The organism is Chenggangzhangella methanolivorans, assembly GCF_019797865.1.
Lineage (GTDB): Bacteria > Pseudomonadota > Alphaproteobacteria > Rhizobiales > Methylopilaceae > Methylopila > Methylopila methanolivorans.
Genome location: NZ_CP081869.1, coordinates 81,633 through 106,276 on the forward strand (window position 1 = coordinate 81,633; position 24,644 = coordinate 106,276).

Consider the following 24,644-nt stretch of genomic DNA (forward strand, 5'->3'; position numbering starts at 1 on the left):
TTCGGATCTCACTTCGTGATCGACAGCTCTCCTGGCGCGCCGGCGAGCTGGCGGCCAGGCGAGGAGGTGGCGATCATGATGAGAAGGGTGAGGATGTAGGGGGCTGCGTAGAACAGGTAGTAGCCTTGCGTGACGCCGACCGACTGAAGCGCCGGCCCGAGCGCGCCCGCGCCGCCGAACAGCATGGCGGCGGCGAAGCAGCCGATCGGGTTCCAGCGCGCGAAGATGACGAGCGCGACCGCCATCAAGCCCTGGCCCGAGGAGATGCGCTCGTTCCAGCTGCCCGGATAGTAGAGTGAGAGATACGCCCCGCCGATCGCCGCGAGCGCCCCGCCGAAGGCGGTGGCGAAGAGGCGCACCGTCGTCGGCGAGAGCCCCATGGCGCGGGCGGAGTCCGCCGAGTCGCCCACCACCCGCACGATCAGCCCGATCTTGGTGTTCTTGAAGCCCCACCAGAGCGCGAGCGCGAGCGCCGCCCCGAACAGGAACAGCACGTTGACGTTGAGCGCGGCGCGCACCTGCGGGATGTCGGACCAGTCGCCGAAACCGATCGCGGGCAGCGGCGGGGCCGAGGGCTGGATGTAGGGCTTGCCGAAGAAGAACGCGAGGCCGATGCCGAACAGCATCAGCGCGATGCCGACCGCGATGTCGTTGACCCGCGGAAACGAGCAGATCCAGCCATGGACGAGGCCGAAACCAGCGCCCGCCGCCATCGCGGCCAGCACGCCGAACCAGGGCGAGCCGGTCTCGACCGCGACCGCGTAGGCCGCCATCGCGCCGAAGACGAGCGTGCCCTCGAGCCCGAGATTGATGCGGCCCGAGCGCTCCGTCACCGCCTCTCCGAGGCTGACGAAGATGAAGGGCGTCGAGACGCGGATCGCGCCGCCGAGGATGGCGAGGGGCACGCCCCACAGGCCGATGTCTTCCATCAGGCGGCCCTCTTCCAGCGGTCGGGGTTGAAGATCTTGAAGCGGCCGTAGAGCGTCTCGCTCATCAGCACGGTGATGAAGAGCATGCCCTGCAGCACGAGGATGGTGGCGTCCGGCAGGCCCATGCGGCGCTGGATCAGGCCGCCGGCGGCCGCGATGCCGCCGAGCAGGAAGGCGACCGGGATGCACCCGAGCGGGTTCTGGCGGGCGAGGAACGCGACCAGAATGCCGGTGTAGCCGTAGCCGATCGCGAGCGAGGCGTTGGCCGTGCCCTGCACCGCCGCGACCTCGAACATGCCGGCCAGGCCCGCGAAGGCGCCGGCGAGCGCGCAGAAGCCGACGATGAGCGGGCCGACGCTCAGACCCTGGATCTGCGCCGCGCGCACGTTGCCGCCCGCGACTCGCGCGGCGAAGCCCCAGCGGGTCTTGTCGATCAGCACCCAGCAGGCGACGCAGGCCAGAATTCCGACCACGAGCCCCCAATGCACGTCCATGCCGGGGATCGGGCCGATGCGGTAGGCCTCGGCGAGCGGATGGGTCGAGGGCTTGTTGAGCGAGGCCGGGTCGCGCAACGGCCCCTCGACCAGCTGGTTCATCAGCGCGATGGCGATATAGGCCATCAGCAGGCTCGAGATCGTCTCGTTGACCGCCCGGTAGTGCCGGAGCGCCCCGACCGCGCCGATCCACAGGCCCCCGGCCGCCATGGCGGCGAGGCCCATGGCGAGGATCACCATCGGAGCCGGAAGCCCGGACAGCCAGTGCCCGAAGGCCGCCGCCGCGACGCCGCCGAGCACGATCGCGCCCTCCCCGCCGATGACGGTGAGGCCGAGCCGCGCCGGAAGCGCGACGCAGAGCGCGGCGAACAGCAGCGGGGTCGCCCGGAGCAGCGCGTTCTGCAGCGAGAACCACGAGCCAAAGCCGCCACGCCACATCAGCTCGAAGAACTGCGTGGGCGACTTGCCGAGCGCGAGCAGGAACAGGCTGAAGGCCGCCATGCCGGCTATGAGCGCGGCGAGCGGGATGACCAGCCCTTCGGCGCGGCGCGCCGCGAAGGCGATCGCGCCGGAGAGTTTCGGCGGCGCCAGGGGCGCTGCGACGTCGGTCGCGGTCACATCGGCCATGGAAGCGTCTCCCCGCCCAAAGGCCGCGTCAGGACGTCGAACCCAGCACGCCCTCGACGAGGAAGCTCGTGCTCTCGAGCTCGATCGCCGTCTCGGGGAAGGCCTTGCCCGCGCCCGCGATCTCCTTGCCCTTGTTGTCCTTGAGCGGGCCCTTGATGACCGCGTAGCCGCCCTTCTTGATCTCGGCGAGCGTCGCCTCGAACTGCTTTCTGGCGGGCTCCGTGACCGCGGGTCCGAGCGGGCTCATCTTGACGAAGCCGTCCGAGAGGCCGCCGCGGGTGAAGTTCGGCAGCGGTTCGCCGGCCAGCGCGTGCTTGGCGTACATCGAATAGACCGTGGCCCAGTTCCACTCGGCGCCGGTGAGGTACTTCTCCGGCGCGAGCGGCGCTTGGCTGGCGTGGTAGCCGCACACGAACGCCCCGCGGTTGGCGGCGGTCTGCACCACGACCTTCGGCCCGTCGACGTGGCAGGTGATGACGTCGGCGCCCTGGTCGACCAGCGCGTTGACGGCCTCGGCCTCCTTCACCGCGAGCGACCACTCGCCGGTGAAGATCACCTGGCAGGTGATGGTCGGATCGACGGCGCGCGCGCCAAGCAGGAAGGCGTTGACGTTGTTCAGCACCTGCGGAATGGGCTTGGCCGCGACGAAGCCGATCTTCTTCGACTTCGACATGTGGCCGGCGACGACGCCGTTGAGATACTGGCCCATGGCGATGTAGCCGAAATAGGAGCCGGCGTTCATCGGATGCTTCGACTTGTCCCAGAGGCCGCCGCAATGGCGGAACTGGGCGTCCGGGAACTTCTTGGCCATGGCCAGCACGTGCGGGTCGTAATAGCCGAAGGACGTCGGGAACAGCAGTGACGCGCCGTCGAGATTGATCATCGACTCCATGGTCTTCTGGACGTCGACGGTCTCGGGAACGTTCTCCTCCTCGACGAGCTCGATCCCCTCCATGGCCTTGAGCGCCTTGGCGCCTTCGGCGTGGGCCTGGTTGTAGCCGAAGTCGTCCTTGGGCCCGACATAGATGAAGCCGACGGTCGTGGCGGCCGCGCGAGCCCTCGTCGAGAAGGCCGGGACGCCCGCAAGGCCGAGCGCGGCGCCGGCCGCCGTGGTCTTCAGCAGGGAGCGGCGGGAGATCGTCAGGTCGGTCATCGTGTCATCCCCTCGGGCCGGACGCGGATCTGCCGTCCGCGTCGCCATGCGCGACGCATCTCGCCGTCCCGGCCCATCCGGGACGGCGCACTCACAGGGTCATGCAATGTCGGGGCCGGATGCGGCGGCGCGTGGGATCTGGAGGAAGACAACGCCGCGAAAGCCCGTGACGAGAAGATTGCATGCAATGTCATATCTTTGCATGCATTAATGAGCGTCACGGGCGCCCAAAGTTTTAGCGCCGCGCGATAGACAGGCGCCGCAGGGCGCGGCGCGCTCGGGATCCGCTCAGATCCGAGGAGCTGGCCAGCGCGAGGCCCGCGGCGCGGGAGGGCGCTTCGCGGGTCTTCGTCAAAACGTCTGCGAACCGATCGGGCGCCCGACGCCCGCAGGCGCCGGCTACTGCGAACGCCAGCTGAGGCCGAACAGTCCGTAGCGCTCGATGCGCGGCTTGGGCGGCCCGGCCTGCGACGCGGCCGCCGGATCGGCGCCGGGCTCGCCCGCGGCCGCCTCCCCATCCGGGGCGGGCGGCTTCGGCGTCTGGTCGAGCGGAACGCCTTGCGCCTCGGCGGCCGCCGAGGCGCGGCCCGTGATCGTGTACTTGTTGACCGGATCGGCGAGCGCGCCGGTCGAGGCGGCGAACGCGGCCGCGACGATCAGGGCCCGCGGAGACAGCTTCATCGCAAGATCTCCCCGCGCGCTCACTCGGCCGCGTCCTTGAACCGCTCGCCATAGAGCCGAGTCGGCGCCGGGAAGCCGCAGGAGGTTCCGTCCGTCACCTTGACCTCGTCCTCCCAGGGCAGCCGGTACTTTCCCGCCACCATGTCGTGCATGAAGGTGTAGGGGCAGTCCTGCGCGCCGCCCTTCACCGCCGTATAGGCGCGGTGGCCGAGCTGGTAGATGTTGTTCTCGACGCCCCAGTTGACGCGCGCCTCGCGCACGAGGTCGGGGCGCACCTCCGCGGTGATGATCTCGTTCGGCCGGCCGGTCTCGCCATGCGCGATGACGGTGCCGTCGAAGTTCACGATCATGCCCTCGCCCATCGAGTCGAACGAGCCGTCGCTGCCGCACATGCAGACATTCGCGGTCACCATCAGGTTCTGGAAGGAGTTCGCCTGGTTGGTGAAGCGCCAGCTCTGGCGGATCGGCGCGGTGTAGCCGGCCGTGCGGATCATGATCTCGGCGCCCTTGTAGGCGCATTCGCGCGCCATCTCGGGGAACATGCCGTCATGGCAGATGATGAGCGCGATCTTCGCGCCGCGCGGCCCCTCGATGACGGGCACGCCGAGATCGCCCGGCTCCCACGGCTCGACCGGAACCCAGGGGTGGAGCTTGCGGTAGTTCAGCCGGATCTCGCCTTCATCGTCGATGATGAGGCCGGTGTTGTACGGCATGCCCCCGGGGTTCAGCTCCATGATGGAGAAGCAGCCCCAGATCCTGTTGTCGACGCAGGCCTGTTTGAACGCCGTGACCTCGGGTCCGTCGACCCGGCACATGATCGCCGGGTTGATGTCCATCGAGAGGCCGTGGAGCGCGTATTCGGGGAACACCACGAGGTCCATCGTGCCGAGGTTCCGGCGGGCCTTGGCCACCATCTCGACGATGACCTGCGTCTGCCTCGCCAGATCCTCCGGCGTCACGACGGTCGGCAGCTGAAGCTGCACCAGCCCGATCACGACGCCGTTTTTCCGACTTGTTGAGCCCGCCCAGTCCGTTCATGGCGATCGCCTCCGCTTCCGCGCCGCGACGGGCGCATCGTTTGTTGTGGCGCCTTCCGACAGGCGAACGCCGTGCCAACCGGGCGCCTTGCATGCAGAACTCAAATCCTGCATTCCGAAGCGGCCGTTTCACCGCCCTTGCGAAGGCGAGATGTCCGAAGCTCAGCTCTCAGATCTCGCTCACACCCGCACCGACCGCCTCGTGCGGGACCTGTCGGACGCGATCATGAGCGGCGAGTTCGAGCCCGGCGACCGGCTGGACGAGCACTCGCTCGCCGACCGCTTCGGCGTGTCGCGCACGCCTGTCCGCGAGGCCCTGCGGCAGCTTGCAACCTCGGGCCTCGTCGAGGTTCGGCCGCGCCGCGGGGCGGTAGTGGCGAGCCTCACCGCCGATCGTCTCGCCGAACTTTTCGGCGCCATGGCCGAACTCGAGGCGACCTGCTCGCGGCTTTCCGCCATCGGCATGAGCCCCGTCGAAAGGCGTCGGCTGGAGGCCCATCACGAGTCCATGTCGGCCTTCGTGACCGAGAACGACCCGGAAGGCTTCGCGGCCGCGAACCTGACGTTCCACACCATGATCTACGCCGGCGCGCACAACGGACCGCTCGCCGAGATGGCGGCGGGCCTGCGTCAACGCCTCCTGCCCTATCGGCGCGCCCAGTTTCACACGCCGGGCCGCCTGCCGGGTCCCACGCCGAACATGGCGCCGTGGTCGAGGCGATCGTCGCGGCCGACGCCGCCGCCGCCCACGCCGCGATGCTGCGCCATGTCAGCCTCGTCGAGGACTCGTTCGAGCGCCTCGCCGCGGCCTTCACGCGGTCGAAGGCCAGCAACCGCCTAAGACGCGCCGCGGCCGCCAACCGATCCCGAAAGCCCCCGCGCCGCATCGACGCGACGTCGCGGCCGACGCTGCAGTCGAGGTCTCGATCAAACGAGATGTCGATCGCCCAATATTTGGTCATCGAGACCCGGCAAAGCCCGGAACTCTTCCGGCGCGGCGGCATTTGTTAGGCGACGCAACCAAACAGAGGAGTTCCGCCATGCGCACCACCGCAGCGATGCTGGCGCTCGCCATCATTCCGTTCTCCACGCCTTCCTTCGCGGCGCCGTCGGCCGAGGCCCAGATCAAGCACGTTGAGGCCTGCAACGAGATCGCCGACCGACACGACGTCACCGGCTACGCCCGCTCGAGCTTCGTGCAAAAGTGCCTCGAACATCAGTCCGCGAAGATGGACCGGTCGACGGCGCGCGGCGCCAACGGCTGACGCTTAGACGCTCCCTGGCAGCCGGCCGAAAATCCGGTCGGCGGTCAGCGGAGCGACGTAAACCTCACGCCGGTCGCGTCGCGGACCGCGTTGCAGAGCGCCGCCGCCACCGGATTGAACGGGCTCTCGCTCATCGATTTCGCGCCCAACGGCCCAAGCGCGTCATGGGTTTCGGCGAACAGCACCTCGGTGCGCGGCACGTCCGCGAAGGCCGGGATGTGATAGTTGCGGAACGTGACGGTGGTCACCTCGCCGTCTTCCGACACGTCCACATGCTCATAGAGCGCCGCGCCGATCGCCTGCGCTACGCCCCCCTCCACCTGCCCCCGGCACTGCATCGGATTGATCACGAAGCCGGCGTCCGCCGCATGGACGCTGCGCAGGATCCTGATCGCGCCGGTCCGGCGATGGACGGCGACGCGGAACGCCTGAACGTTGAAGGCCACCGAGCGCGGACTGCCGTCGGCGACGCCCTCTCCTGAAAGCCCGCCCTCGTCCGCGATCTCCTTCAACGTCAGCTTGGCGTTGCCGGCCGTCACGCCGTCGGGCCCGAGGTCGCATGTCGCCTGATCGACGCCCAGCCTCGCGGCCGCCGAGCCGATGATCTTCGCCTTCAGGTCCATGGCCGCCTTGTGCACGGCCTTGCCCGCCACGACGGTGCCGGTCGAGCCGAACGCGCCGGTGTCGTAGCCTGCGATGTCGGTGTCGGACTGCAGGATCGTCACTGCTTCCGGCGCGACGCCGAGCGCCGACGCCATCAGCTGCGCGTGGACGGTCGTCGAACCGTTGCCGAACTCGGCGGTGCCGATCGAGAGTTCGTATCCCCCCTCGCCCGTCAGCCGCGCCTGCGCGTGCGAGTGGTGTCCGCGCGGCGGGATGGTGTCGAGCATGCCGGCCGCCATGCCCTCGCCGACAAGCCAGTCCACGCCGAGCCCCACGGCCTCGCCTCGATCGGTCGCCATCGCGGCCTCGACGAGATCGAGGCACTGATCGAGCCCGTAGGAACCGTATTCGACGTCGTGCGGGTGGTCGTCGAACGCGACCATCGCGTCGCCCGGCCGGATGACGTTGCGGCGGCGGATCTCGTACGGGCTGATCCCGATCTTTCGCGCGAGCTCGTCCATGGCCGACTCGATCGCGAAATTGGTCTGGCTCAGCCCGTAGCCGCGGAAGGCGCCCGCCGGCACGACGTTTGTATAGACGACCCGCCCGTCGATGCGCTTGGCCGCGCAGCGATAGAGCGCCACGCTTTCGTTGCAGCCGTGGAAGAAGACGCCGGGCCCGTGATTGCCATAGGCGCCGGTGTTCGACGTCACCTCCATCTCGATCGCGCTCAGCCACCCGTCGGCCGTCGCCGAGCTTGGCGCGCACGCGCATCGGATGGCGGGTGGTCGCGCCGATGAACTGCTCCTCACGCGTGAACTCCAGCTTCACGGGCCGCCCAAGCTTCAGCGTCGCGAGCGAGACGATGTCCTCGGTCAGCATCTCCTGCTTGCCGCCGAACCCGCCGCCGACGCGGGCGCAGATCACGCGGACCTTCTCGACCGGCAGATCCAGCACGAAAGCGAGCCGCCGGCGGACGAGGAACGGCACTTGGCTCGAGGTGCGGACGACAAGCCGCCCCTCATCGTCGATCCAGGCGAGCGAGCCGTGGGTCTCGAGATGGGCGTGCTGGACGCGATGGGAGTCGAACGTGCCCTCATAGACCGCGTCGGCCTGCGCGAAACCTTCGTCAGCCTCGCCGATGCGGCCGCGCACCTCGGCGAGGACGTTGCTCTTCGGTTCGCGCTCGTGCAGCAGCGGCGCATCCGGGGCCATGGCGGCGGCGGGCTCGAACACGGCCGGCAGCGGCGCGTAGTCGACCTTCAACGCCCCGACGCCGGCCTCCGCCACGGCCTCGGTGTCGGCCACGACGGCGGCCACGCGCTGGCCGATATGGCGCACGACGTCGTCGAGCAGGCGGGTGTCGGGCGGGTCGTCGGAATCAAGCTCGTGAAGACCGGTGGAGGTCAGCGTCTTCGGCGCGTCCATGTGGGTGAGAACGAGCCGAACCCCTGGAATCGCAAGCGTTTCCGAAGCGTCGATCGACGCGACGCGCGCATGCGGCAAGGGCGATCGGAGGAGCTTCATGTGAAGCGCGCCCTCCATGGCGAGGTCGAACGTGTAGCGCTCCGCCCCCGTAACGATCCGCCGGCTCGCAGGCGCCGCCACCGCGCGGCCCGCCGCCTCGCCATCCGCCGCGCCTTCGGCGTGGACCACGCCCCGCACCGCGTCCTCGATCGCCCTGTAGCCGGTGCAGCGGCAGAGGTTTCCCTTCAGCGCGCCCGGGAGATCGTCGAGCTGGCGCGGGGTGAGGCAGGAGACGGTCGAGATCATGCCGGCGGTGCAAAAGCCGCACTGAAACCCTTGCGCTTCCAGGAACTTTTGCTGGACCGGCGAGAGCGTCCCGTCCGGCCCGGCGAGGCCCTCGACCGTCGTGACCTCGCGCCCCTCGGCGCGGAATGCGGGAAAGATGCAGCTGTGCACGGGCCGCCCGTCGACATGGACCGTGCAGGCCCCGCAGTCGCCGGCGTCGCAGCCTTTCTTGACGCCGAACCAGCCGAGTTCGCGCAGGAACGTGCGCAGGCACTGGCCCGGCCGCGGCTCGGCGTCGAACGGCGATCCGTTGACCGTCACGCTCACGCGAGAAGGTCTGCGCGGATCTCTTCCGCGAGCATGAAGGTCAATATCCGCCGCCAGTCCGGCCGGCCGTGGACGTCGTCATGGAGCAGCGCGTTCGGGACCGCCTCCGCGATCGCCTCGACCAGCTCGCCGGCCTCTGGAATGTGAGCAAAGTCCAGCCGCACCGGGCGCTTGGTTGACGCCGTGATGGTGAGCGCGAAGCGGCCGTCGTCATGCAACAGACCGATCAGCAGCGCGGCCGAGCGCCCCCGCGGCGTCAGCGAGGTCTGGCGGAAGGCGGAGCGCGCCCGAAAGTTCTCGATCGGGAACGCGATCGCGCGGAGAAGCTCGCCGGACTTGAGCGCGGTCTTGCGGTCGCCGGTGACAAAGTCCGCGGCCTCCATGCGCCGCTCGCCGCCGTCCGCGGTCCAGATCACGCAGGTCGCATCGAGGCCCACCGCGAGCGACGTCATCGGCCCGGCGGGAAGCGCGAGGCACATGTTCCCGCCGACGGTCGCCATGTTCCAGATCTTGAAGGAGCCGAGCAGCGCCTCGCAGCACTGCACGATGAGTCCGCCCGAACGCCAGTCCGACGGCGGCTCGAAATCGTGGAGCTCGCGGATCTTGGCGGTGGCGGAGACGACGAGCGCGTCAGTTGAGATCGTCATCGCCTGCCATCCGAAGCCGTCGAGGTCGATCAGGCGGCGAAGGTCCGGCTGCGGCTCCGAATAGATCCACGTGCCGCCGCCGAGCCACGCGTCGCCCGGGCGCCAGCCGGACTGCGATCCGCGGTCGGGCCGGGCGACGATCTCCTCGATGGTGTTGATGTCCAACGCGACGCTCCGGACGGGACGGCCATCATCATGGCGCGCCTGCTAAAGCGCAAAGTGGCAAGCGGCGTGCCAGCGCCGGCTCGGCGACACAGGCGGCCTGCGGGAAGGAACTGCGTGCTTCGAGACGCGGCCTGACGGCCGCTCCTCAGCATGAGGGGGGTCTGAGCTCCGGCGTACCCAGAGGGCATCTCATGCTGAGACGCCTGCTCTTCACGGCGTCTCGAAGCACGCCGTTCCGTCGTCGAGCGACGTCACGCCTGCCGCGCCAGCGCGTCGAGCCGGATGCGGGCGATGCGGTGGACGTTGTCGAGCGCGGTCCGGAATTCGTCCTCGGGCGTGTTCTCCACACGCGATTCGAATGCGGCGAGGATGTCGGCGCGCGTCATTCCGGTGACCGCGACGATGAAGGGAAAGCCGAACCGCGCATTGTAGGCTTCGTTCAGCGTCTGGAAGCGTTCGAAACTCCTGGGGAGAGCACTCGTCGAGCCGCGCGGAGGCCTGCTCGCGCGTCGATTCGGCGGTGAGCGTCTCGCCGACCTTGAGCCTGCCGACGAGCTCGGGATGCAGGCGGAGCAGCGCGAATTGCCGCTCCCGCCCCGCCGCCTCGACGATCGCGGACATCCGCGCCGACAGCGCCTCGGGTTCGTCGTCGGCCTCCGTCAGACCCTTGGCGGCCACGGCTTCGGCGACCCACGGCGAGTGTTCGTAGACCCCGCCGTAGAGAGCGACGAAGTTTTCGGGGGAAAGGCCCGAGGGCCGCTTGGGCGAGACGTCCATCACCGATTTCTAGACCGCCTCCGGACTGCGGGGCCAGCAGCGTCGGCGCCGATTTGAACGGCGCCAAAAGCAAGGCGGCGCCACAATTTTGTTCCTGCGTGCAGATTGCGCAGTTTCGACCTTTGGTGGCAGCTTCTGGACACGCGCCCGGCGGAAGGATCGACGAGGCTCCGGCTCCCGCCAACCTTCCGTCCGGGTGCGCCCATACCGCGCCGTCGCGGCGCGAGGTTGAGTTTCGCCGGCGCCGCCCGAGGTCGTTTCGATCGGCCGACGAGGCCACAGCGACAGGGCGGACGCGTTTGGGACGCTTGACCACGCATGTTCTCGACACCGAACTCGGCCGCCCCGGCGCCGGCATCGCGGTCGAGCTCTACCGGATCACGGGCGAAGCCGCCGAGAAGCTCGGCGAGGTGACGACCAACCATGACGGCCGCACCGACGCGGCCGTGATCGAGGGCGAGGCGTTCTCGGCCGGCGTCTACGAACTCCGCTTCCATGTCGGGCCCTATCTGAAGCGCGCCGGCCGCACGCTGCCCGATCCGGCGTTCCTCGACGTCGTCACCCTGCGCTTCGGCGTCGCCTCGCCGGACGAACACTTCCACGTGCCGCTGCTGCTGCAGACGCACGGCTATTCGACCTATCGGGGCAGCTGATGGGGACAGGATCGGCGCCCGGCAAAGTTCTTGCCTCCCGAAGCTCACGCGAGAGGCGGCCCGATGTCTGAGTCACCGATCCTGAAGCTCGAGAACGTCACCAAGACGTTCCCCGGCGTCATCGCCAACGAGAACGTCTCGTTCACGGTCGGCCGGGGCGAGATCCACGCGCTGCTCGGCGAGAACGGCGCGGGCAAGTCGACGCTCGTGAAGATGATCTACGGCATCCAGAAGCCCGATTCCGGCGAGATGACGCTGATGGGCGAGCCGTTCTCGCCGTCAAAGCCGTCGGAGGCCCGGGCCAAGGGCGTCGGCATGGTGTTCCAGCACTTCTGCCTGTTCGAGGCGCTCACCGTCTACGAGAACATCTCGCTGGGCCTGTCCGCCGCCGAGGCGAAGAACGGCGACCTCCGCAAGCGCATCGTCGAGGTCTCGACGGCCTATGGCCTGAAAGTTGCCCCATCCCAGCTCGTCGGCACGCTTTCGGTCGGCGAGCGCCAGCGAATCGAGATCGTGCGCTGCCTGCTGTCGGAGCCGAAGCTGCTCATCATGGACGAGCCGACCTCGGTGCTGACGCCTCAGGAGGTCTCGGTCCTGTTTCAGACGCTGCGGCGGCTGGCGGCCGAAGGCTGCTCGATCCTGTACATCTCCCACAAGCTCGACGAGATCCGCGCGCTCTGCTCGAAGGCCACCGTGCTGCGCGGCGGCAAGCTGGTCGGCTCCTGCGACCCGCGACAGGAGACCGCGAAGTCGCTCGCCGAGATGATGATCGGCGCGACGCTCAACAAGCCGGTGCGCGAGCTGCCCGAACCCGGCGAGATCCGCCTCAAGGTTCAGGACCTGTCGCTCGACAGCGAGGAGCAGTTCGGCGTCGACCTCGAGAACGTCTCGATGGTCGTGCGCGCCGGCGAGATCCTCGGCGTCGCGGGCGTCGCTGGCAACGGCCAGACCGAACTGATGGAGGCGCTCATCGGCGAACGGCCATGCCGTTTCGCCCGCCAGATCCAGCTCGACGGCGCCGACATCGGCCTTGCGGGCCCCCGCGAGCGGCGCGCGGCCGGCATGTGCTTCGCGCCCGAGGAGCGGCTCGGCCATGCGGCGGTGCCCGGCATGGCGCTCTGGGAGAACACGCTGCTCTCGGCCGGCAAGACCAACGATCTCGCGCGCGGCGGGCTGATCAGCCCCGGCAACGCCAACCGCTTCGCGAGCCAGGTGGTCGCCGACCTCAAGGTCAAGACCGCGAGCGTGAAGTCCGCGGCGCGCTCGCTCTCGGGCGGCAACCTGCAGAAGTTCATCATGGGCCGCGAGATCATGCAGGCCCCGAAGGTGCTGGTCGCCTCCCAGCCGACATGGGGCGTCGACGCGGGCGCGGCGGCCGCGATCCACAAGATCCTGCTCGATCTCGCGGGCGCCGGCGCCGCCGTCGTCATCATCAGCCAGGACCTCGACGAGCTGTTCACGATCTCGACGCGGATCTCGGTGATCGCGGGCGGCTACTTGTTTCCGAGCCAACCGACCGAGGAGCTCACCGTCGAGAAGCTCGGCGTCGCGATGGGCGGCCGGGCCAAGGAGGTCGAGGCGACACGAGCCGCGGACGCCGCCGCGGCGGAGCCCGCCCATGTTTAAGCTCGTCCCGCGGAAGGAGCCGAACCGCGCGATGCTCTATGCGACGCCGTTCCTGGCCGTCGCGCTGACGATCCTCGCCGGCTTCGTCCTGTTCACGCTGCTCGGCAAGGCGCCGCTGCATGCGATGTACCTGATCTTCCTGAAGCCTCTCACCGACTTCAACAGCCTCGCCGAAATGCTGGTGAAGGCGACGCCGCTGATCCTGATCGCCGTCGGCCTCTCGATCGGCTTCCGCGCCGGCGTCTGGAACATCGGCGCGGAGGGACAGTTCACCATTGGGGCGATCACGGGCGGCAGCGTCGCGCTTGCGGCCTACCCGGACGGGGGCCCGCTGCTCCTGCCCATGATGGCGATCGCCGGCGCGCTCGGCGGCATGGCGTGGGCCGCGATCCCGGCCTTCCTGCGCACGAAGTTCAACGCCAGCGAAATCCTCGTCTCGCTGATGCTGGTCTATGTCGCCACGCTGCTGCTGAGCCTTCTCGTTCATGGGCCGCTGCGCGATCCGGAGGGCTTCAACTTCCCGGAAAGCCGCCTGTTCCAGGAGGACGCCCATGTCCCCAACCTGATCACGGACACCCGCGCCCACATCGGCTTCCTGGTCGCGCTCGCGGCCGCCGCCGCCGCTTACGTCTATCTCGAGCGGATGATCCTCGGCTTTCAGGTGAAGGTGCTGGGCCAGGCGCCCCGGGCCGCCCGCTTCGCCGGCTATTCCGAGAAGACCATCGTCTGGACCTGCTTCATGATCTCCGGCGCGCTCGCAGGCGTCGCGGGTCTGTTCGAGGCGGCGGGGCCGGTCGGCCAGCTCGTGCCGTCGCTGCCCGTCGGCTACGGCTTCACGGCGATCATCGTGGCCTTCCTCGGACGCCTCCACCCGGTCGGCATCGTGTTCGCGGGGCTCTTGATGGCGCTCACCTATATCGGCGGCGAGACCGCCCAGATCGAGATGAGCCTGCCGTCGGCCACCACCAGCGTGTTCCAGGGCCTGCTGCTGTTCTTCCTGCTCGCCACCGACGTGCTGGTGAATTTCCGGGTGGTGCGCGCCGGCGAGCGGCTGGCCGCGCCCGCGAAGCCCGCGCCTGCGCCGCTGACCCCCAAACCCGCCGAGTAAGGAGAGACGGACCCGATGGATCTCCTGCTCAACATCCTGCTCGGCGTCACGGTGGCCGCGACTCCTCTGGTCTTCGCGGCGATCGGCGAGCTCGTGACGGAGAAGTCCGGCGTCCTCAATCTCGGCGTCGAGGGCATGATGATCATGGGCGCAATCGCGGCCTTCGCGGGGACGGTGGGAACCGGCTCCTACGTGGCCGGCATCCTGATCGGCGCGCTCGCCGGCGCTGCGATGGGCGGGCTGTTCGGCGTGCTGACGCTGACGCTGATGTCCAACCAGGTCGCCTGCGGACTTGCGCTGACCCTCTTCGGCCTCGGCCTCTCGGCGCTGATCGGCCAGTCCTATTCGGGCATCTCGCTGCCGCAATTCCCGCGCGTCGACATTCCGCTGCTCACCGACATCCCTTTCCTCGGCCCGCTGATTTTCGGGCAGGACGCGCTCGTCTATCTCTCGCTCGCGCTGGTGGCGGGCGTCGCCTGGTTCCTCGCCAGGACCCGGCCCGGCCTCATCCTGCGCGCGGTCGGCGAGAACCACGAGGCCGCGCACGGCATCGGCTATCCGGTGATCCGCATCCGCTATCTGGCGGTCATGTTCGGCGGCGCCTGCGCGGGGCTCGGCGGGGCGTATCTCTCGCTCGTCCAGACCCCGCTCTGGGTCGAGAAGATGTCGGCCGGGCGCGGCTGGATCGCGCTTGCGCTCGTGGTGTTCGCCTCGTGGCGGCCGCTCCGCGTGCTCGGCGGCGCGTACCTGTTCGGCGGCATCACCATCATGCAGCTTCACAGCCAGGCGCTCGGCCTTCAGGTCGACGCCCAGATCCTGTCGATGATGCCCTACCTCGCGACCATCCTCGTGCTGGTCGTGATCTCGCGCGACCGCGTGAAGATGAAGCTCAACGCCCCGTCCTGCCTTGGCAAGGTGTTTTACGCGACGAGCTGACGGTCGTCCCGTTGGCCCGGCGCCTTTCGAAGGAGTCCTGGCAATGAAACGCGCGTTCCGCCTGCTGGCCTCGGCCGGCCTCGTCGCCGCCGCGGCGGTCGCGGCCACGGCCGCCATGGCCGCCGAGCCGCTCAAGGTCGCCTTCGTCTATGTCGGCCCGATCGGCGACCACGGCTGGTCCTACCAGCACGACGTCGGCCGCAAGGCGGTCGAGAAGGAGTTCGGCGACAAGGTGAAGGTCACCTATGTCGAGAACGTCTCCGAAGGGCCCGACGCCGAGCGCGTCATCACGCAGCTGGCGCAGGGCGGAAACGACCTCATCTTCACCACCTCGTTCGGCTTCATGAACCCGACCATTAAGGTCGCGAACCGCTTCCCCAAGGTGAAGTTCGAGCACGCCACCGGCTTCAAGACGGCCAAGAACGTCTCGATCTACAACGCCCGCTTCTACGAGGGCCGCTACATCGCCGGCATCATCGCGGCCAAGATGTCGAAGACCGGGACGATCGGCTACATCGCCTCGTTCCCGATCCCGGAAGTCGTGATGGGCATCAACTCGGCCTATCTCGGCGCCAAGACCGTCAACCCGGACATCAAGATCAAGACCATCTGGGTCTCGAGCTGGTTCGATCCCGGAAAGGAGTCGGACGCCGCCAAGGCGCTCGTCGACCAGGGAGCGGACGTGCTGATGCAGCACACGGATTCGCCCGCCGCCATGAAACTCGCCGAGGAGCGCGGCATCTACGCCTTCGGTCAGGCCTCCGACATGGCGATCTTCGGCCCGAAGGCGCAGCTCACCTCGATCCTCGACGACTGGAACTACTACTACGTCGACCGCGTGAAGGCGGTGATGGACGGAAGCTGGGCCACCAAGGACACCTGGGACGGCCTGAAGCAGAAGATGGTCGAGCTCGCGCCCTACGGCCCGGCGGTCCCCGACGACGTGAAGACGCTCGCGGACGCGACCAAGGAGAAAATCATCTCGGGCGAGCTCCACCCCTTCACCGGCCCGATCAACAAGCAGGACGGCAGCCCTTGGCTGAAGGAGGGCGAGAAGGCGGCCGACAAGGACCTCTTGTCGATGAACTTCTTCGTCCAGGGCGTCGAGGGATCTCTGCCGAAGTGAACTGAACCGCTGCGGCTCGTCATGCCCCGGTTCATCCGGGGCATCCAGACCTCCGCAGCGCCGCGCCCGGCAATGGGCCTGGATCCCCCCGACAAGCCGGGGGATGACGGAAATGGCGGAGCCGAACGTCATACGATGACGACACCCCACACCTTCGCCCTGCGCGGACGCACGCTCGCCTTCCGGGACGATCCGTTCCGGGTCGGTCCGGATGCGGCCGTCGAGACCTGCGACGACGGCGCGGTCGTGATCGCGGACGGCAGAATCCTGGAGGTCGGACAGGCTTCCAACGTGCTCGCCCGCCATCCGGGCGTCGAGGTCGACTCTTACGGCCCCGACGCGCTGATCATGGCGGGCTTCGTCGACAGCCACGCGCATTATCCGCAGCTCGAGATCATCGGCTCCTATGGCGAGCAGCTGCTCGAATGGCTCGAGAAATACACCTTCCCGACCGAGATCAAATATTCCGACCCGCAATACGCCCGCGCCGGGGCCGAGACCTATCTCGACGGCTGCCTCGCCAACGGCGTCACCACGGCGAGCGTTTTCTCGGCCACCTATCCGGCGTCGGTCGAGGCGCTGTTCGAGGGCGCGCTCGAACGCGGCATGCGCATCGTGTCGGGCAAGAACATGATGGACCGCAACTGCCCCGAGGCGCTGCGGGACACGGCCCGGTCGGGCTACGACCAATCCAAGGCGCTGATCGAGAAATGGCACGGCCGTGGACGCATCGTCTACGCAGTGACGCCCCGCTTCGCCGTCACCTCGACGTTCGAGCAGATGGAGGCCATGGGCGCGCTCTGCGCGAGCATCCTACCACGCTGATGCAGACCCACATGTCTGAAAACCTCGCCGAGATCGCCTGGGTCGCAGAGCTCTATCCGGACGCGCCGGACTATCTCGGGGCCTACGAGGCCTATGGGCTCATCGGCGAGGGCGCGAATTTCGGCCACTGCATCCACCTGACCGAACGCGAGATCGCGCGGCTGCGCGAGACCGGCTCGGCCATCTCCCACTGCCCGACCTCGAACGCCTTCATCGGCTCGGGGCTGTTCGACATGAAGGGCCTGCGCGACTGCGACTCGCCCGTCCGGGTGGGGCTTGCGACCGACATCGGCGGCGGCTCGTCCATGTCGATGTTCGACACGATGAAGGCCGCCTACGAGATCGCGCAGCTGCGCGGCTACTCGCTGCACCGGTCAAGGCGTTCTGGCTCGCCACCATGGGCAGCGCGGCGGCGTCCGCATGGAGGGCAAGGTCGGCAATCTCGCGGCCGGCCACGAGGCCGACGTGATGGTCATCGACCTGAACTCGACGCCGCTGATCCGCCGCCGGATGCGCGAGGTCGACAGCCTGTTCGAGGCGCTGTTCGTCCAGATGATCCTGGCCGACGACCGCGCGATCCGCGCGACATACGTGGCGGGCAAAAAGCTCCACGACCGGGATCAGTCCAATGCGGATCGCTGATCGCGAGACGCTCTTCTCCCCTCCCCCTTGCGGGGAGGGGTCGGGGGTGGGGGTGGTTCAGGACGGAGCGCGACGGCGCCAACGCTCTATGACCGCTCGCGGCGCCTTATCCGGCGCCACCCCCACCCTCACCCTCCCCGCAAGGGGGAGGGGGCCGGAGGCGTCGCGCCTGTCGTTTCTCCCACGCCAAAGCCCACTCTCGGGAGCCTGAGCCTTGGACGCGATCATCTGGGAGTGGGTGAGCTTCTTCGTGCGGTGGACGCACGTGATGGCCGGCATCGCGTGGATCGGCTCGTCGTTCTACTTCGTCCACCTCGACCTCAGCCTGAAACAGAGGCCCAGCCTGCCCGAGAAAGCCTATGGCGACGAGTGGCAGGTCCACGGCGGCGGCTTCTACCACATGGTCAAGTATCTGGTCGCCCCGCCGCAGCTGCCCGAGCACGTCACCTGGTTCAAATGGGAGGCCTACGCCACCTGGCTGTCGGGCTTCGCGCTTCTGGTCATCGTCTACTATCTCGGCGCGCGGCTCTACATGATCGACCCCGCCGTGATGGACATCCATCCGATCTCGGCGGTCGCCTACAGCCTCGGCGGCATCTTTCTCGGCTGGTTCCTCTACAACGAGTTCTGCGAGAGCGACCTCGCCAGGAGCGACCTGAAGCTCGCGCTCTCGGCCTTCGCGATGATCGTGGCTTTCGCCTTCATCTACTCCTTCGTGTTCTCCGGCCGCGGCGCCTTCATGCAGATCGGCGCGATGATGGGCACCATCATGGCGGCCAACGTCTTCATGGTGATCATTCCCAACCAGCGGAAGGTGGTGGCGTCGCTGAAAGCCGGCGAGACGCCCGACCCGACGCTCGGGGCGAAGGGCAAGCAGCGCTCGCTGCACAACAACTACCTGACGCTGCCGGTCGTGTTCGTGATGATCGGCAACCACTATCCGCTCGCATTCGCGACGCGGTATTCGTGGATCATCCTCGCGCTCGTCATCGTCATGGGCGTGTCGATCCGGCATTTCTTCAACACGATGCATCGCGGAAAGCCCTCGCCCTGGTGGACCTGGGGGATCACGGCCGCCTGCGGGGCGGCGATCGCGGCTCTGTCGGCGGCCGGCCCCGCGCCCGCCCGGCGCGCGGTCGTCGAACCGCAAGGCGCCCAGAGCGAGCTGTTCGAAAACGCCCAGCTCGTGGTGCAGACCCGCTGCAGCATGTGCCACGCCGAAAGGCCGCTCTGGCCCGGCGTCGGCGTCGCGCCGAAGGGGGTGAAGCTCGAGACGCTTCAGGACATCCGGGCCCATGCCGGCGCGATCCGGGTCACGGCGGTGCTGACCCATTCCATGCCGCCCGGCAACGTCACGGAGATCACCGACGAGGAACGGCGCATCCTGAAGGATTGGGTCGCGGTCGAGTGAGCGGGACGGCTAGGTCTTGGCCCCCGCCGGAACGATCGCGCGTCGAGGCCCGCGGCCTTGAGGCGCGAGGCGAGCGTCGTCGGCCTCACGCCAAGCAGCTCCGCCGCGCCGCCGGAACCGGACACCCGGCCGCCGGCCGCCTCCAGCGCAAAGACGAGCGCGGCGCGGTCGCGGGCGCGGCGGTCGTCCTCCGAAACGATCGCAGGGGCCTTGCCGGCCGGCCGCGGCTCGGCGCGGACCGCCGCCGCCTCGCCGCCCGGAAGATCGATCGCCAGCCGCCCGTCGCGCGCGGTGATGAGCGCGCGCTCGATGACGTTCTCGAGCTCGCGAACGTTGCCCGGCCAGTCATAGGCGACGAGGCGGCGGACGTCGCGCTCGGTGAGGCTCGGAGCCCGGCCGGCCGGCGCGCGCCCGGGCCGGCCCAGCATGTGGAGCGCGAGCAGCGGGATGTCCTCCGGCCGCTCGCGCAGCGGCGCGGCGTGGATCGGAAACACGTTGAGGCGGAAGAACAGATCACGCCGAAACGCGCCGCGCTTCACCTCCGCCTCGAGGTCGCGGTTGGTGGCGGCGATGACGCGGACGTCGACCCGCCGCGTCTTCTCCTCGCCGACGCGCTCGATCTGGCCTTCCTGGAGCACGCGCAGCAGCTTGCCCTGCTGCTCGAGCGGGATCTCGCCGACTTCGTCGAGGAACAGCGTCCCGCCGTCGGCGAGCTCGAAGCGCCCGACGCGGTCCCTCAGCGCGCCCGTGAAGGCGCCGCGGGCGTGGCCGAAGAACTCGCTCTCGAACAGCTCGCGCGGAATCGCAGCGCAGTTGACTCGGATCATCGGGCGTTCGCGCCGCTCGCTCGCCTCGTGGATCGCGCGGGCGATCAGCTCCTTGCCGGTCCCGCTCTCGCCCGTGACGAGGACGCTCGCGTCGGTCGGAGCGACGAGCTCCACTTGCCGAAGCGTGGTCTGGATCGCAGCGCTCGCGCCGACGATGCCGCGATGGCGGCCCTCCAGCCGGATCTCCTCCTGCAGATAGGCGTTTTCGAGCTCGAGTTTTTCGCGCAGCGCGTCGACTTCGGCGAGAGCGGCTTTCAGCTTCTCGTCGGCCTCGCGGCGCTGGCCGATGTCGCGGAACACCACGACGGCGCCCACCACAACGCCGCGGTCCTTGATCGGGGTCGAGGTGTATTCGACCCAGAGCGGCGAGCCGTCCTTCTTCCAGAACACCTCGTCGGTGACGGTGTGCACCGCGCCGTCGCGGAACGCGCCGTAAATCGGGCAGTCGTGGTTGTGGTAGTGGCTGCCGTCGGGGTGATGGTGATGCACCGTCGCGTGCATGTTCTTGCCCACGAGCTCCTCGGCGTTCCAGCCCAGCATGCGTTCGGCCGCGGGGTTGAGGAAGGTGGTGGTCCCCTCGGCGTTGACGCCGTAGACCCCCTCGCCCGCCGCCTTCAGGATGAGCTGGTTCTCGCGCTCCACCTCCTGGAAGAAGCGCTCGACCTTGCGCCATTCGGCGATGCCGTCGCGCATGTAGAGCTCGGCCTCGGCGTCCGCGTCGCGGCGCCGGCGCTCGTCGAGATCGGCGATCGTGACGACGATCGGCCCGCGCGGGCCCTCGAGCCGCACGCCGGAATATTCGTAGCGCGCCGCCCCTCCTTCGAAGGGCGCGGGCGAGAGCGAGCGCGTCCAGTGCCGGCCGAGCGTCAGCACCGCGTCCGTGAACACCACGAGCGCCGGACGCTGGCCCGGATGCAGCTCTGCGAAGGAGCGGCCGACCACGTCTGCGCCCTCGCCGCCCGCCAGTAGGCGGCGCGCGGCGTCGTTGGCGGCGAGCACCCGGTCGGCGAACGGATCGACCACGAGCGCCGCCTCGGCGAGCGCCTCGAAGGCCGCGACGGGGTTCCGGCCGAGATCGAACGAAAGCTGCGCCAACAACGAAATCTCGTAAGCAAGAGACGATATTTCGTAAATTACGATTTTTCGTAACCGACCGCCAGCGCGTTTGCGTCAAGAACGCGAGAGGATTGCGCGGCGTCCGGAGTTTGGCACGCGCTTCGCAATGGAAGTGACGCCTCGCCACCGGAGCCTCGCGCCGATGACCGCTTTCAAAGACCCCTTCGACGCCCGCCACCGCCTGACCCCCGGTTGCTCCTGCGGCCGCCACGCCAGTCAGGCCGAGCACGCGGCCGACCCCGCAAGCGCCGACGACCGCTCGAAGCGCGTCGTCGAGAGCGCGGTGATGCGGGCGCTGTTCCCGCAGGACGCCACCCGCCGCGCCTTCCTGGCCGCCGTCGGCGCCGGGACGGCGATCGCCGCCGTCAACGCGCTGTTCCCGCTTGCGACCGCGACCGAGGTCTTCGCCCAAGGGCTGCCGGTCGAGAAGAAGGACCTCAAGGTCGGCTTCATCCCCATCACCTGCGCGACCCCGATCATCATGGCCAAGCCGATGGGCTTCTATGAAAAGCAGGGGCTGAACGTCGAAGTGGTGAAGACCGCCGGCTGGGCGGTGATCCGCGACAAGGCGATCAACAAGGAATACGACGCCGCCCACATGCTCTCGCCGATGCCGCTCGCGATCTCGATGGGGGTGGGCTCGAACCCGATCCCGTGGACGATGCCGGCGGTCGAGAACATCAACGGCCAGGCCATCACCCTCGCGGTCAAGCACAAGGACAAGCGCGACCCGAAGGACTGGAAGGGCATGAAGTTCGCCGTGCCCTTCGACTATTCGATGCACAACTACCTGCTGCGCTACTACCTCGCCGAGGCCGGGATCGACCCGGACCGCGACGTGCAGATCCGCGCCGTGCCGCCGCCCGAGATGGTCGCGAACCTGCGCGCCGACAACATCGACGGTTTTCTCGCGCCCGACCCTGTGAACCAGCGCGCCGTCTATGACGGCGTCGGCTTCATCCATCTGCTCTCAAAGGAGATCTGGGACGGCCACCCCTGCTGCGCGTTCTCGGCCTCCAAGCAGTTCGTGACCGAGATGCCGGGCACCTATCAGGCGCTGCTGAAGGCGATCATCGAGGCGACGGCGTTCGCGCAGAAGCCCGAGAACCGCAAGCAGATCGCCGAGGCGATCGCACCCACCAACTACCTCAACCAGCCGCAGACGGTCGTCGAACAGGTGCTGACCGGCACCTTCGCGGACGGGCTCGGCAAGGTGATGAAGGACCCGAACCGCATCGCGTTTGACCCCTTCCCCTATGAGAGCTTCGCGGTCTGGATCCTCACCCAGATGAAGCGTTGGGGGCAGATCAAGGGCGACGTCGACTACCAGAAGGTGGCCAAGGACGTGTTCCTCGCGACCGACGCGACCAAGCTCATGGCCGAGGCCGGGCTCACCGCGCCGACCGCCACCACCAAGACGTTCTCGGTGATGGGCAAGCCGTTCGATCCGGCCAAGCCGGCGGAGTACGTCGAGTCCTTCGCGATCAAGCGGACCTGAGCGATGCGCGCCTCGCTGTCTCTTCGCGCCGGCCTGCTCTCGATCGCGATCCTCGCGGCGCTGATCGGGATCTGGCACGTCGCGACCCTTCCGACCGCAGGCGCGGCCGGAAACGTCGATCCGGAATACGCAGCCCTCGTCTCGGGCGCGGCCGCGGAGGGACAGAAGAGCGCGTTCCCAACCCCTGCCGATGTCGGCGCGACGCTCTGGAAACACATCAAGGACCCGTTCTACGTCCGCGGCGCGAACGACCAAGGCGTCGGGATCCAGCTCGCCTATTCGCTCGGGCGCGTGCTGGTCGGCTACGGCCTCGCGGCGCTGGTCGCGATCCCGCTCGGCTTCCTGATCGGCATGTCGCCGCTCACCTACCGGGCGCTCGATCCCTTCATCCAGATCCTCAAACCCATCTCGCCTTTGGCCTGGATGCCGCTCGCGCTCTACACGATCAAGGACTCAGGGATCTCGGCCATCTTCGTGATCTTCATCTGCTCGCTGTGGCCGATGCTGATCAACACGGCCTTCGGGGTCGCGAGCGTCAGGAAAGAGTGGCTCAACGTCGCCGCGACGCTCGAGGTCGGACCGCTGCGCAAGGCCTTCATGGTGATCCTGCCGGCGGCGGCCCCCACCATCATGACCGGCATGCGCATCTCGATCGGCATCGCCTGGCTCGTGATCGTGGCGGCCGAGATGCTCGTGGGCGGCACCGGCATCGGCTACTTCGTCTGGAACGAGTGGAACAACCTCTCCATCGGCAACATCCTGACCGCGATCCTGCTGATCGGCCTCGTGGGCATGATCCTCGACGTCGCCCTCGCCCGCGCCGCCCGCCTCGTGGCCTACCGGGAGTGACGGTGATGGCGTCGTCTGAAACCACACCGCCTCGTCATCCCCCGGCTTGTCCGGGGGATCCACGCCAACCCACGAAGCGCCGCGCGTCGGCGCGGTGGATGCCCCGGACAAGCCGGGGCATGACGAACCTTCAGGCGTTCGCCCATGACCAAGCCCCTCATCTCCATCGAGGCGCTGGCGCGCCGCTATCCGGCGCCCGGCGGGACCGAGACCACGGTCTTCGAGAACGTCTGGCTGCCGATCGCCAAGGGCGAGTTCGTCTGCCTCATCGGCCATTCGGGCTGCGGCAAGACCACGATCCTCAACGTGCTCGCAGGCCTCGACCAGCCCTCGGCCGGGGTCGTGATCGTGGACGGCCGCGAGATCTCGGGTCCGAGCCTCGACCGCGCGGTGATCTTCCAGGGGCATTCGCTGCTGCCCTGGATGTCGGTGATGGGCAACATCGCCTTCGCGGTGACGTCGCGTCATCCCGACTGGCCGAAGGACAAGGTCCGGGCGCACTGCCAGAAATACATCGACGTCGTCCATCTCACCGGCTCCGAGCACAAGAAGCCGGCGGAGCTGTCGGGCGGCATGAAGCAGCGGGTCGGCATCGCCCGGGCGCTCGCGATCGAGCCCAAGATGCTGCTGATGGACGAGCCGTTCTCGGCGCTCGACGCGCTGACGCGCGGGTCCCTTCAGGACGAGGTGCGCCGCATCTGCACCGAGACCGAGCAGACCGTGTTCATGATCACCCACGACGTCGACGAGGCCATGCTGCTCGCCGACAAGATCGTGCTGATGACCAACGGTCCGGGCGCCAAGATTGCCGAGATCGTCGAGAACACGCTGCCGAAAGACCGGCGGCGCACCGACATCCACAAGCACGACAGCTACTACGCGCTGCGCAACCACCTGCTCGACTTCCTCGTGACGCGCTCGAAGACTTTCGCGTCGGAGATCGCCGGGAAGAGCTACGACCCGCGCCGCCCGCCGCTGGTGCGGCCGGGCGAGACGGCCGCCGCCGCGCCGCCCGAGATCGCCCCGGCCCGCGCCGCGTCGGCCTGACTTTTCACTACCCCGACCTCAACCTGCCTCACCCAAGGAGAGCCGCGCCATGATCCGCGCCGAAGTCACCGAACTCGTCCTGTCGCAGAAGAGAATGAAGGGCCTGACCTGGAAGGAGATCCACGAGAAGGTCTCGGTCTCGACCTCGCCGATCGTGATCACCGCCGCGCTGCTCGGCCAGATGCGGCTCGAGCCGAGCGAGGCCGCCAAGGCCGCCGCGCTGCTCGACCTGCCGAAGGAGGCCGAGATCCTGCTGACCGAGATCCCCTATCGCGGCTCGCTCACCGAGATCCCGCCGACCGACCCGGTGATCTACCGGTTCTACGAGCTCGTCATGGTCTACGGCACGACCTGGAAGGAGCTCATCAACGAGGAGTTCGGCGACGGCATCATGTCGGCGATCGACTTCGACATGACGATGGAGCGCCAGCCCGATCAGAAGGGCGACCGGGTGAAACTCCAGATGTCGGGCAAGTTCCTGAGCTACAAGCGCTACTGAGCCGCTGCGGCCGTCCGGGCCTCG

At 68.4% G+C, this 24,644-nt stretch carries 20 protein-coding genes and 5 pseudogenes; 15 read left to right on the top strand and 10 right to left on the bottom strand.

Annotated features, from left to right (window positions below; genetic code table 11):
• Positions 1-8: 8 nt before the first annotated feature.
• From K6K41_RS00390 to K6K41_RS00410, 5 genes and pseudogenes are all read right to left on the bottom strand, one after another.
• Entirely contained in the window at positions 9-929 is a 921-nt protein-coding gene (locus tag K6K41_RS00390; RefSeq protein ID WP_261403482.1) for an ABC transporter permease, read from the bottom strand.
• Positions 929-2,050, bottom strand: a complete 1,122-nt coding sequence (locus tag K6K41_RS00395; protein ID WP_261403483.1) for an ABC transporter permease — start codon at positions 2,048-2,050, stop codon at positions 929-931. The genes K6K41_RS00390 and K6K41_RS00395 overlap by 1 nt, the downstream gene beginning before the upstream one ends.
• A gap of 28 nt (positions 2,051-2,078) precedes the next feature.
• The gene (locus K6K41_RS00400; protein WP_261403484.1) at positions 2,079-3,203 is read right to left on the bottom strand and encodes a BMP family ABC transporter substrate-binding protein; all 1,125 of its coding nucleotides are present in this window, start codon (positions 3,201-3,203) and stop codon (positions 2,079-2,081) included.
• Between the two features lie 399 nt (positions 3,204-3,602).
• Positions 3,603-3,884 (bottom strand): hypothetical protein, encoded by a 282-nt coding sequence (locus K6K41_RS00405; protein WP_261403485.1) that lies wholly within the window; start codon positions 3,882-3,884, stop codon positions 3,603-3,605.
• A 20-nt stretch (positions 3,885-3,904) separates the two neighbouring features.
• Positions 3,905-4,922: pseudogene (locus K6K41_RS00410) on the bottom strand (formamidase).
• A gap of 150 nt (positions 4,923-5,072) precedes the next feature.
• Between K6K41_RS00410 and K6K41_RS00415 the strand changes: the two are divergent.
• On the top strand, positions 5,073-5,762 hold the full coding sequence (locus K6K41_RS00415; RefSeq protein WP_261403486.1) for a GntR family transcriptional regulator: 690 nt from the start codon (positions 5,073-5,075) through the stop codon (positions 5,760-5,762).
• Between the two features lie 199 nt (positions 5,763-5,961).
• A complete protein-coding gene (locus tag K6K41_RS00420; protein WP_261403487.1) occupies positions 5,962-6,186 on the top strand; it encodes a hypothetical protein in 225 nt (74 codons plus the stop codon).
• A gap of 3 nt (positions 6,187-6,189) precedes the next feature.
• Here K6K41_RS00420 and K6K41_RS00425 read toward each other — a convergent pair.
• The 4 genes and pseudogenes from K6K41_RS00425 to K6K41_RS00440 form a co-directional block, all read right to left on the bottom strand.
• Positions 6,190-8,868, bottom strand: a pseudogene (locus tag K6K41_RS00425) (molybdopterin-dependent oxidoreductase).
• Complete coding sequence (locus tag K6K41_RS00430; protein ID WP_261403488.1) at positions 8,865-9,680, bottom strand: FAD binding domain-containing protein; 816 nt, start codon at positions 9,678-9,680, stop codon at positions 8,865-8,867. The pseudogene K6K41_RS00425 and the gene K6K41_RS00430 overlap by 4 nt, the downstream one beginning before the upstream one ends.
• Before the next feature lie 251 nt (positions 9,681-9,931).
• Positions 9,932-10,066, bottom strand: coding sequence for a 2-oxo-4-hydroxy-4-carboxy-5-ureidoimidazoline decarboxylase (locus tag K6K41_RS30055; protein WP_428978557.1), 135 nt, complete (start codon positions 10,064-10,066; stop codon positions 9,932-9,934).
• Between the two features lie 115 nt (positions 10,067-10,181).
• Positions 10,182-10,457 (bottom strand): annotated as a pseudogene (locus tag K6K41_RS00440) (2-oxo-4-hydroxy-4-carboxy-5-ureidoimidazoline decarboxylase); the annotation flags it as partial.
• A 299-nt stretch (positions 10,458-10,756) separates the two neighbouring features.
• On the opposite strand from K6K41_RS00440, the gene uraH reads away from it, so the two are divergent.
• The 9 genes and pseudogenes from uraH to K6K41_RS00485 form a co-directional block, all read left to right on the top strand.
• Positions 10,757-11,110, top strand: coding sequence for a hydroxyisourate hydrolase (uraH, locus tag K6K41_RS00445; protein ID WP_261403489.1), 354 nt, complete (start codon positions 10,757-10,759; stop codon positions 11,108-11,110).
• A 63-nt stretch (positions 11,111-11,173) separates the two neighbouring features.
• Entirely contained in the window at positions 11,174-12,736 is a 1,563-nt protein-coding gene (locus tag K6K41_RS00450; RefSeq protein ID WP_261403490.1) for an ABC transporter ATP-binding protein, read from the top strand.
• Positions 12,729-13,844: an ABC transporter permease gene (locus tag K6K41_RS00455; protein WP_261403491.1), complete on the top strand. Its 1,116-nt coding sequence runs from the start codon at positions 12,729-12,731 to the stop codon at positions 13,842-13,844. Before K6K41_RS00450 ends, K6K41_RS00455 begins: the two co-directional genes overlap by 8 nt.
• A 15-nt stretch (positions 13,845-13,859) precedes the next feature.
• Entirely contained in the window at positions 13,860-14,780 is a 921-nt protein-coding gene (locus K6K41_RS00460; protein ID WP_261403492.1) for an ABC transporter permease, read from the top strand.
• Positions 14,781-14,895: 115 nt separating this feature from the next.
• The gene (locus K6K41_RS00465) at positions 14,896-15,906 is read left to right on the top strand and encodes a BMP family ABC transporter substrate-binding protein (RefSeq protein ID WP_261405868.1); all 1,011 of its coding nucleotides are present in this window, start codon (positions 14,896-14,898) and stop codon (positions 15,904-15,906) included.
• 135 nt (positions 15,907-16,041) lie between these two features.
• Positions 16,042-16,731, top strand: coding sequence for an amidohydrolase family protein (locus K6K41_RS00470; protein WP_261403493.1), 690 nt, complete (start codon positions 16,042-16,044; stop codon positions 16,729-16,731).
• An 11-nt stretch (positions 16,732-16,742) separates the two neighbouring features.
• Positions 16,743-17,030 (top strand): annotated as a pseudogene (locus K6K41_RS00475) (amidohydrolase family protein); the annotation flags it as partial.
• A 121-nt stretch (positions 17,031-17,151) separates the two neighbouring features.
• Positions 17,152-17,373 carry a hypothetical protein gene (locus K6K41_RS00480; protein WP_261405902.1) on the top strand — a complete coding sequence of 74 codons (222 nt, stop codon included), beginning with the start codon at positions 17,152-17,154 and terminating at the stop codon, positions 17,371-17,373.
• A 268-nt stretch (positions 17,374-17,641) separates the two neighbouring features.
• A pseudogene (locus tag K6K41_RS00485) lies at positions 17,642-18,415 on the top strand (urate hydroxylase PuuD); the annotation flags it as partial.
• Between the two features lie 236 nt (positions 18,416-18,651).
• Here the strand turns inward: K6K41_RS00485 and K6K41_RS00490 are convergent.
• Positions 18,652-20,706, bottom strand: a complete 2,055-nt coding sequence (locus K6K41_RS00490; protein WP_261403494.1) for a sigma 54-interacting transcriptional regulator — start codon at positions 20,704-20,706, stop codon at positions 18,652-18,654.
• A gap of 163 nt (positions 20,707-20,869) precedes the next feature.
• Between K6K41_RS00490 and K6K41_RS00495 the strand changes: the two genes are divergently transcribed.
• The 4 genes from K6K41_RS00495 to cynS all read left to right on the top strand — a co-directional run bounded on the left by K6K41_RS00495 (position 20,870) and on the right by cynS (position 24,620).
• Positions 20,870-22,225, top strand: a complete 1,356-nt coding sequence (locus K6K41_RS00495) for a CmpA/NrtA family ABC transporter substrate-binding protein (RefSeq protein WP_261403495.1) — start codon at positions 20,870-20,872, stop codon at positions 22,223-22,225.
• Between the two features lie 3 nt (positions 22,226-22,228).
• Positions 22,229-23,074 (top strand): nitrate ABC transporter permease, encoded by an 846-nt coding sequence (gene ntrB / locus K6K41_RS00500; RefSeq protein WP_261403496.1) that lies wholly within the window; start codon positions 22,229-22,231, stop codon positions 23,072-23,074.
• Between the two features lie 144 nt (positions 23,075-23,218).
• A complete protein-coding gene (locus K6K41_RS00505; protein ID WP_261403497.1) occupies positions 23,219-24,121 on the top strand; it encodes an ABC transporter ATP-binding protein in 903 nt (300 codons plus the stop codon).
• Between the two features lie 49 nt (positions 24,122-24,170).
• On the top strand, positions 24,171-24,620 hold the full coding sequence (gene cynS, locus K6K41_RS00510; RefSeq protein WP_261403498.1) for a cyanase: 450 nt from the start codon (positions 24,171-24,173) through the stop codon (positions 24,618-24,620).
• Positions 24,621-24,644: the final 24 nt, after the last annotated feature.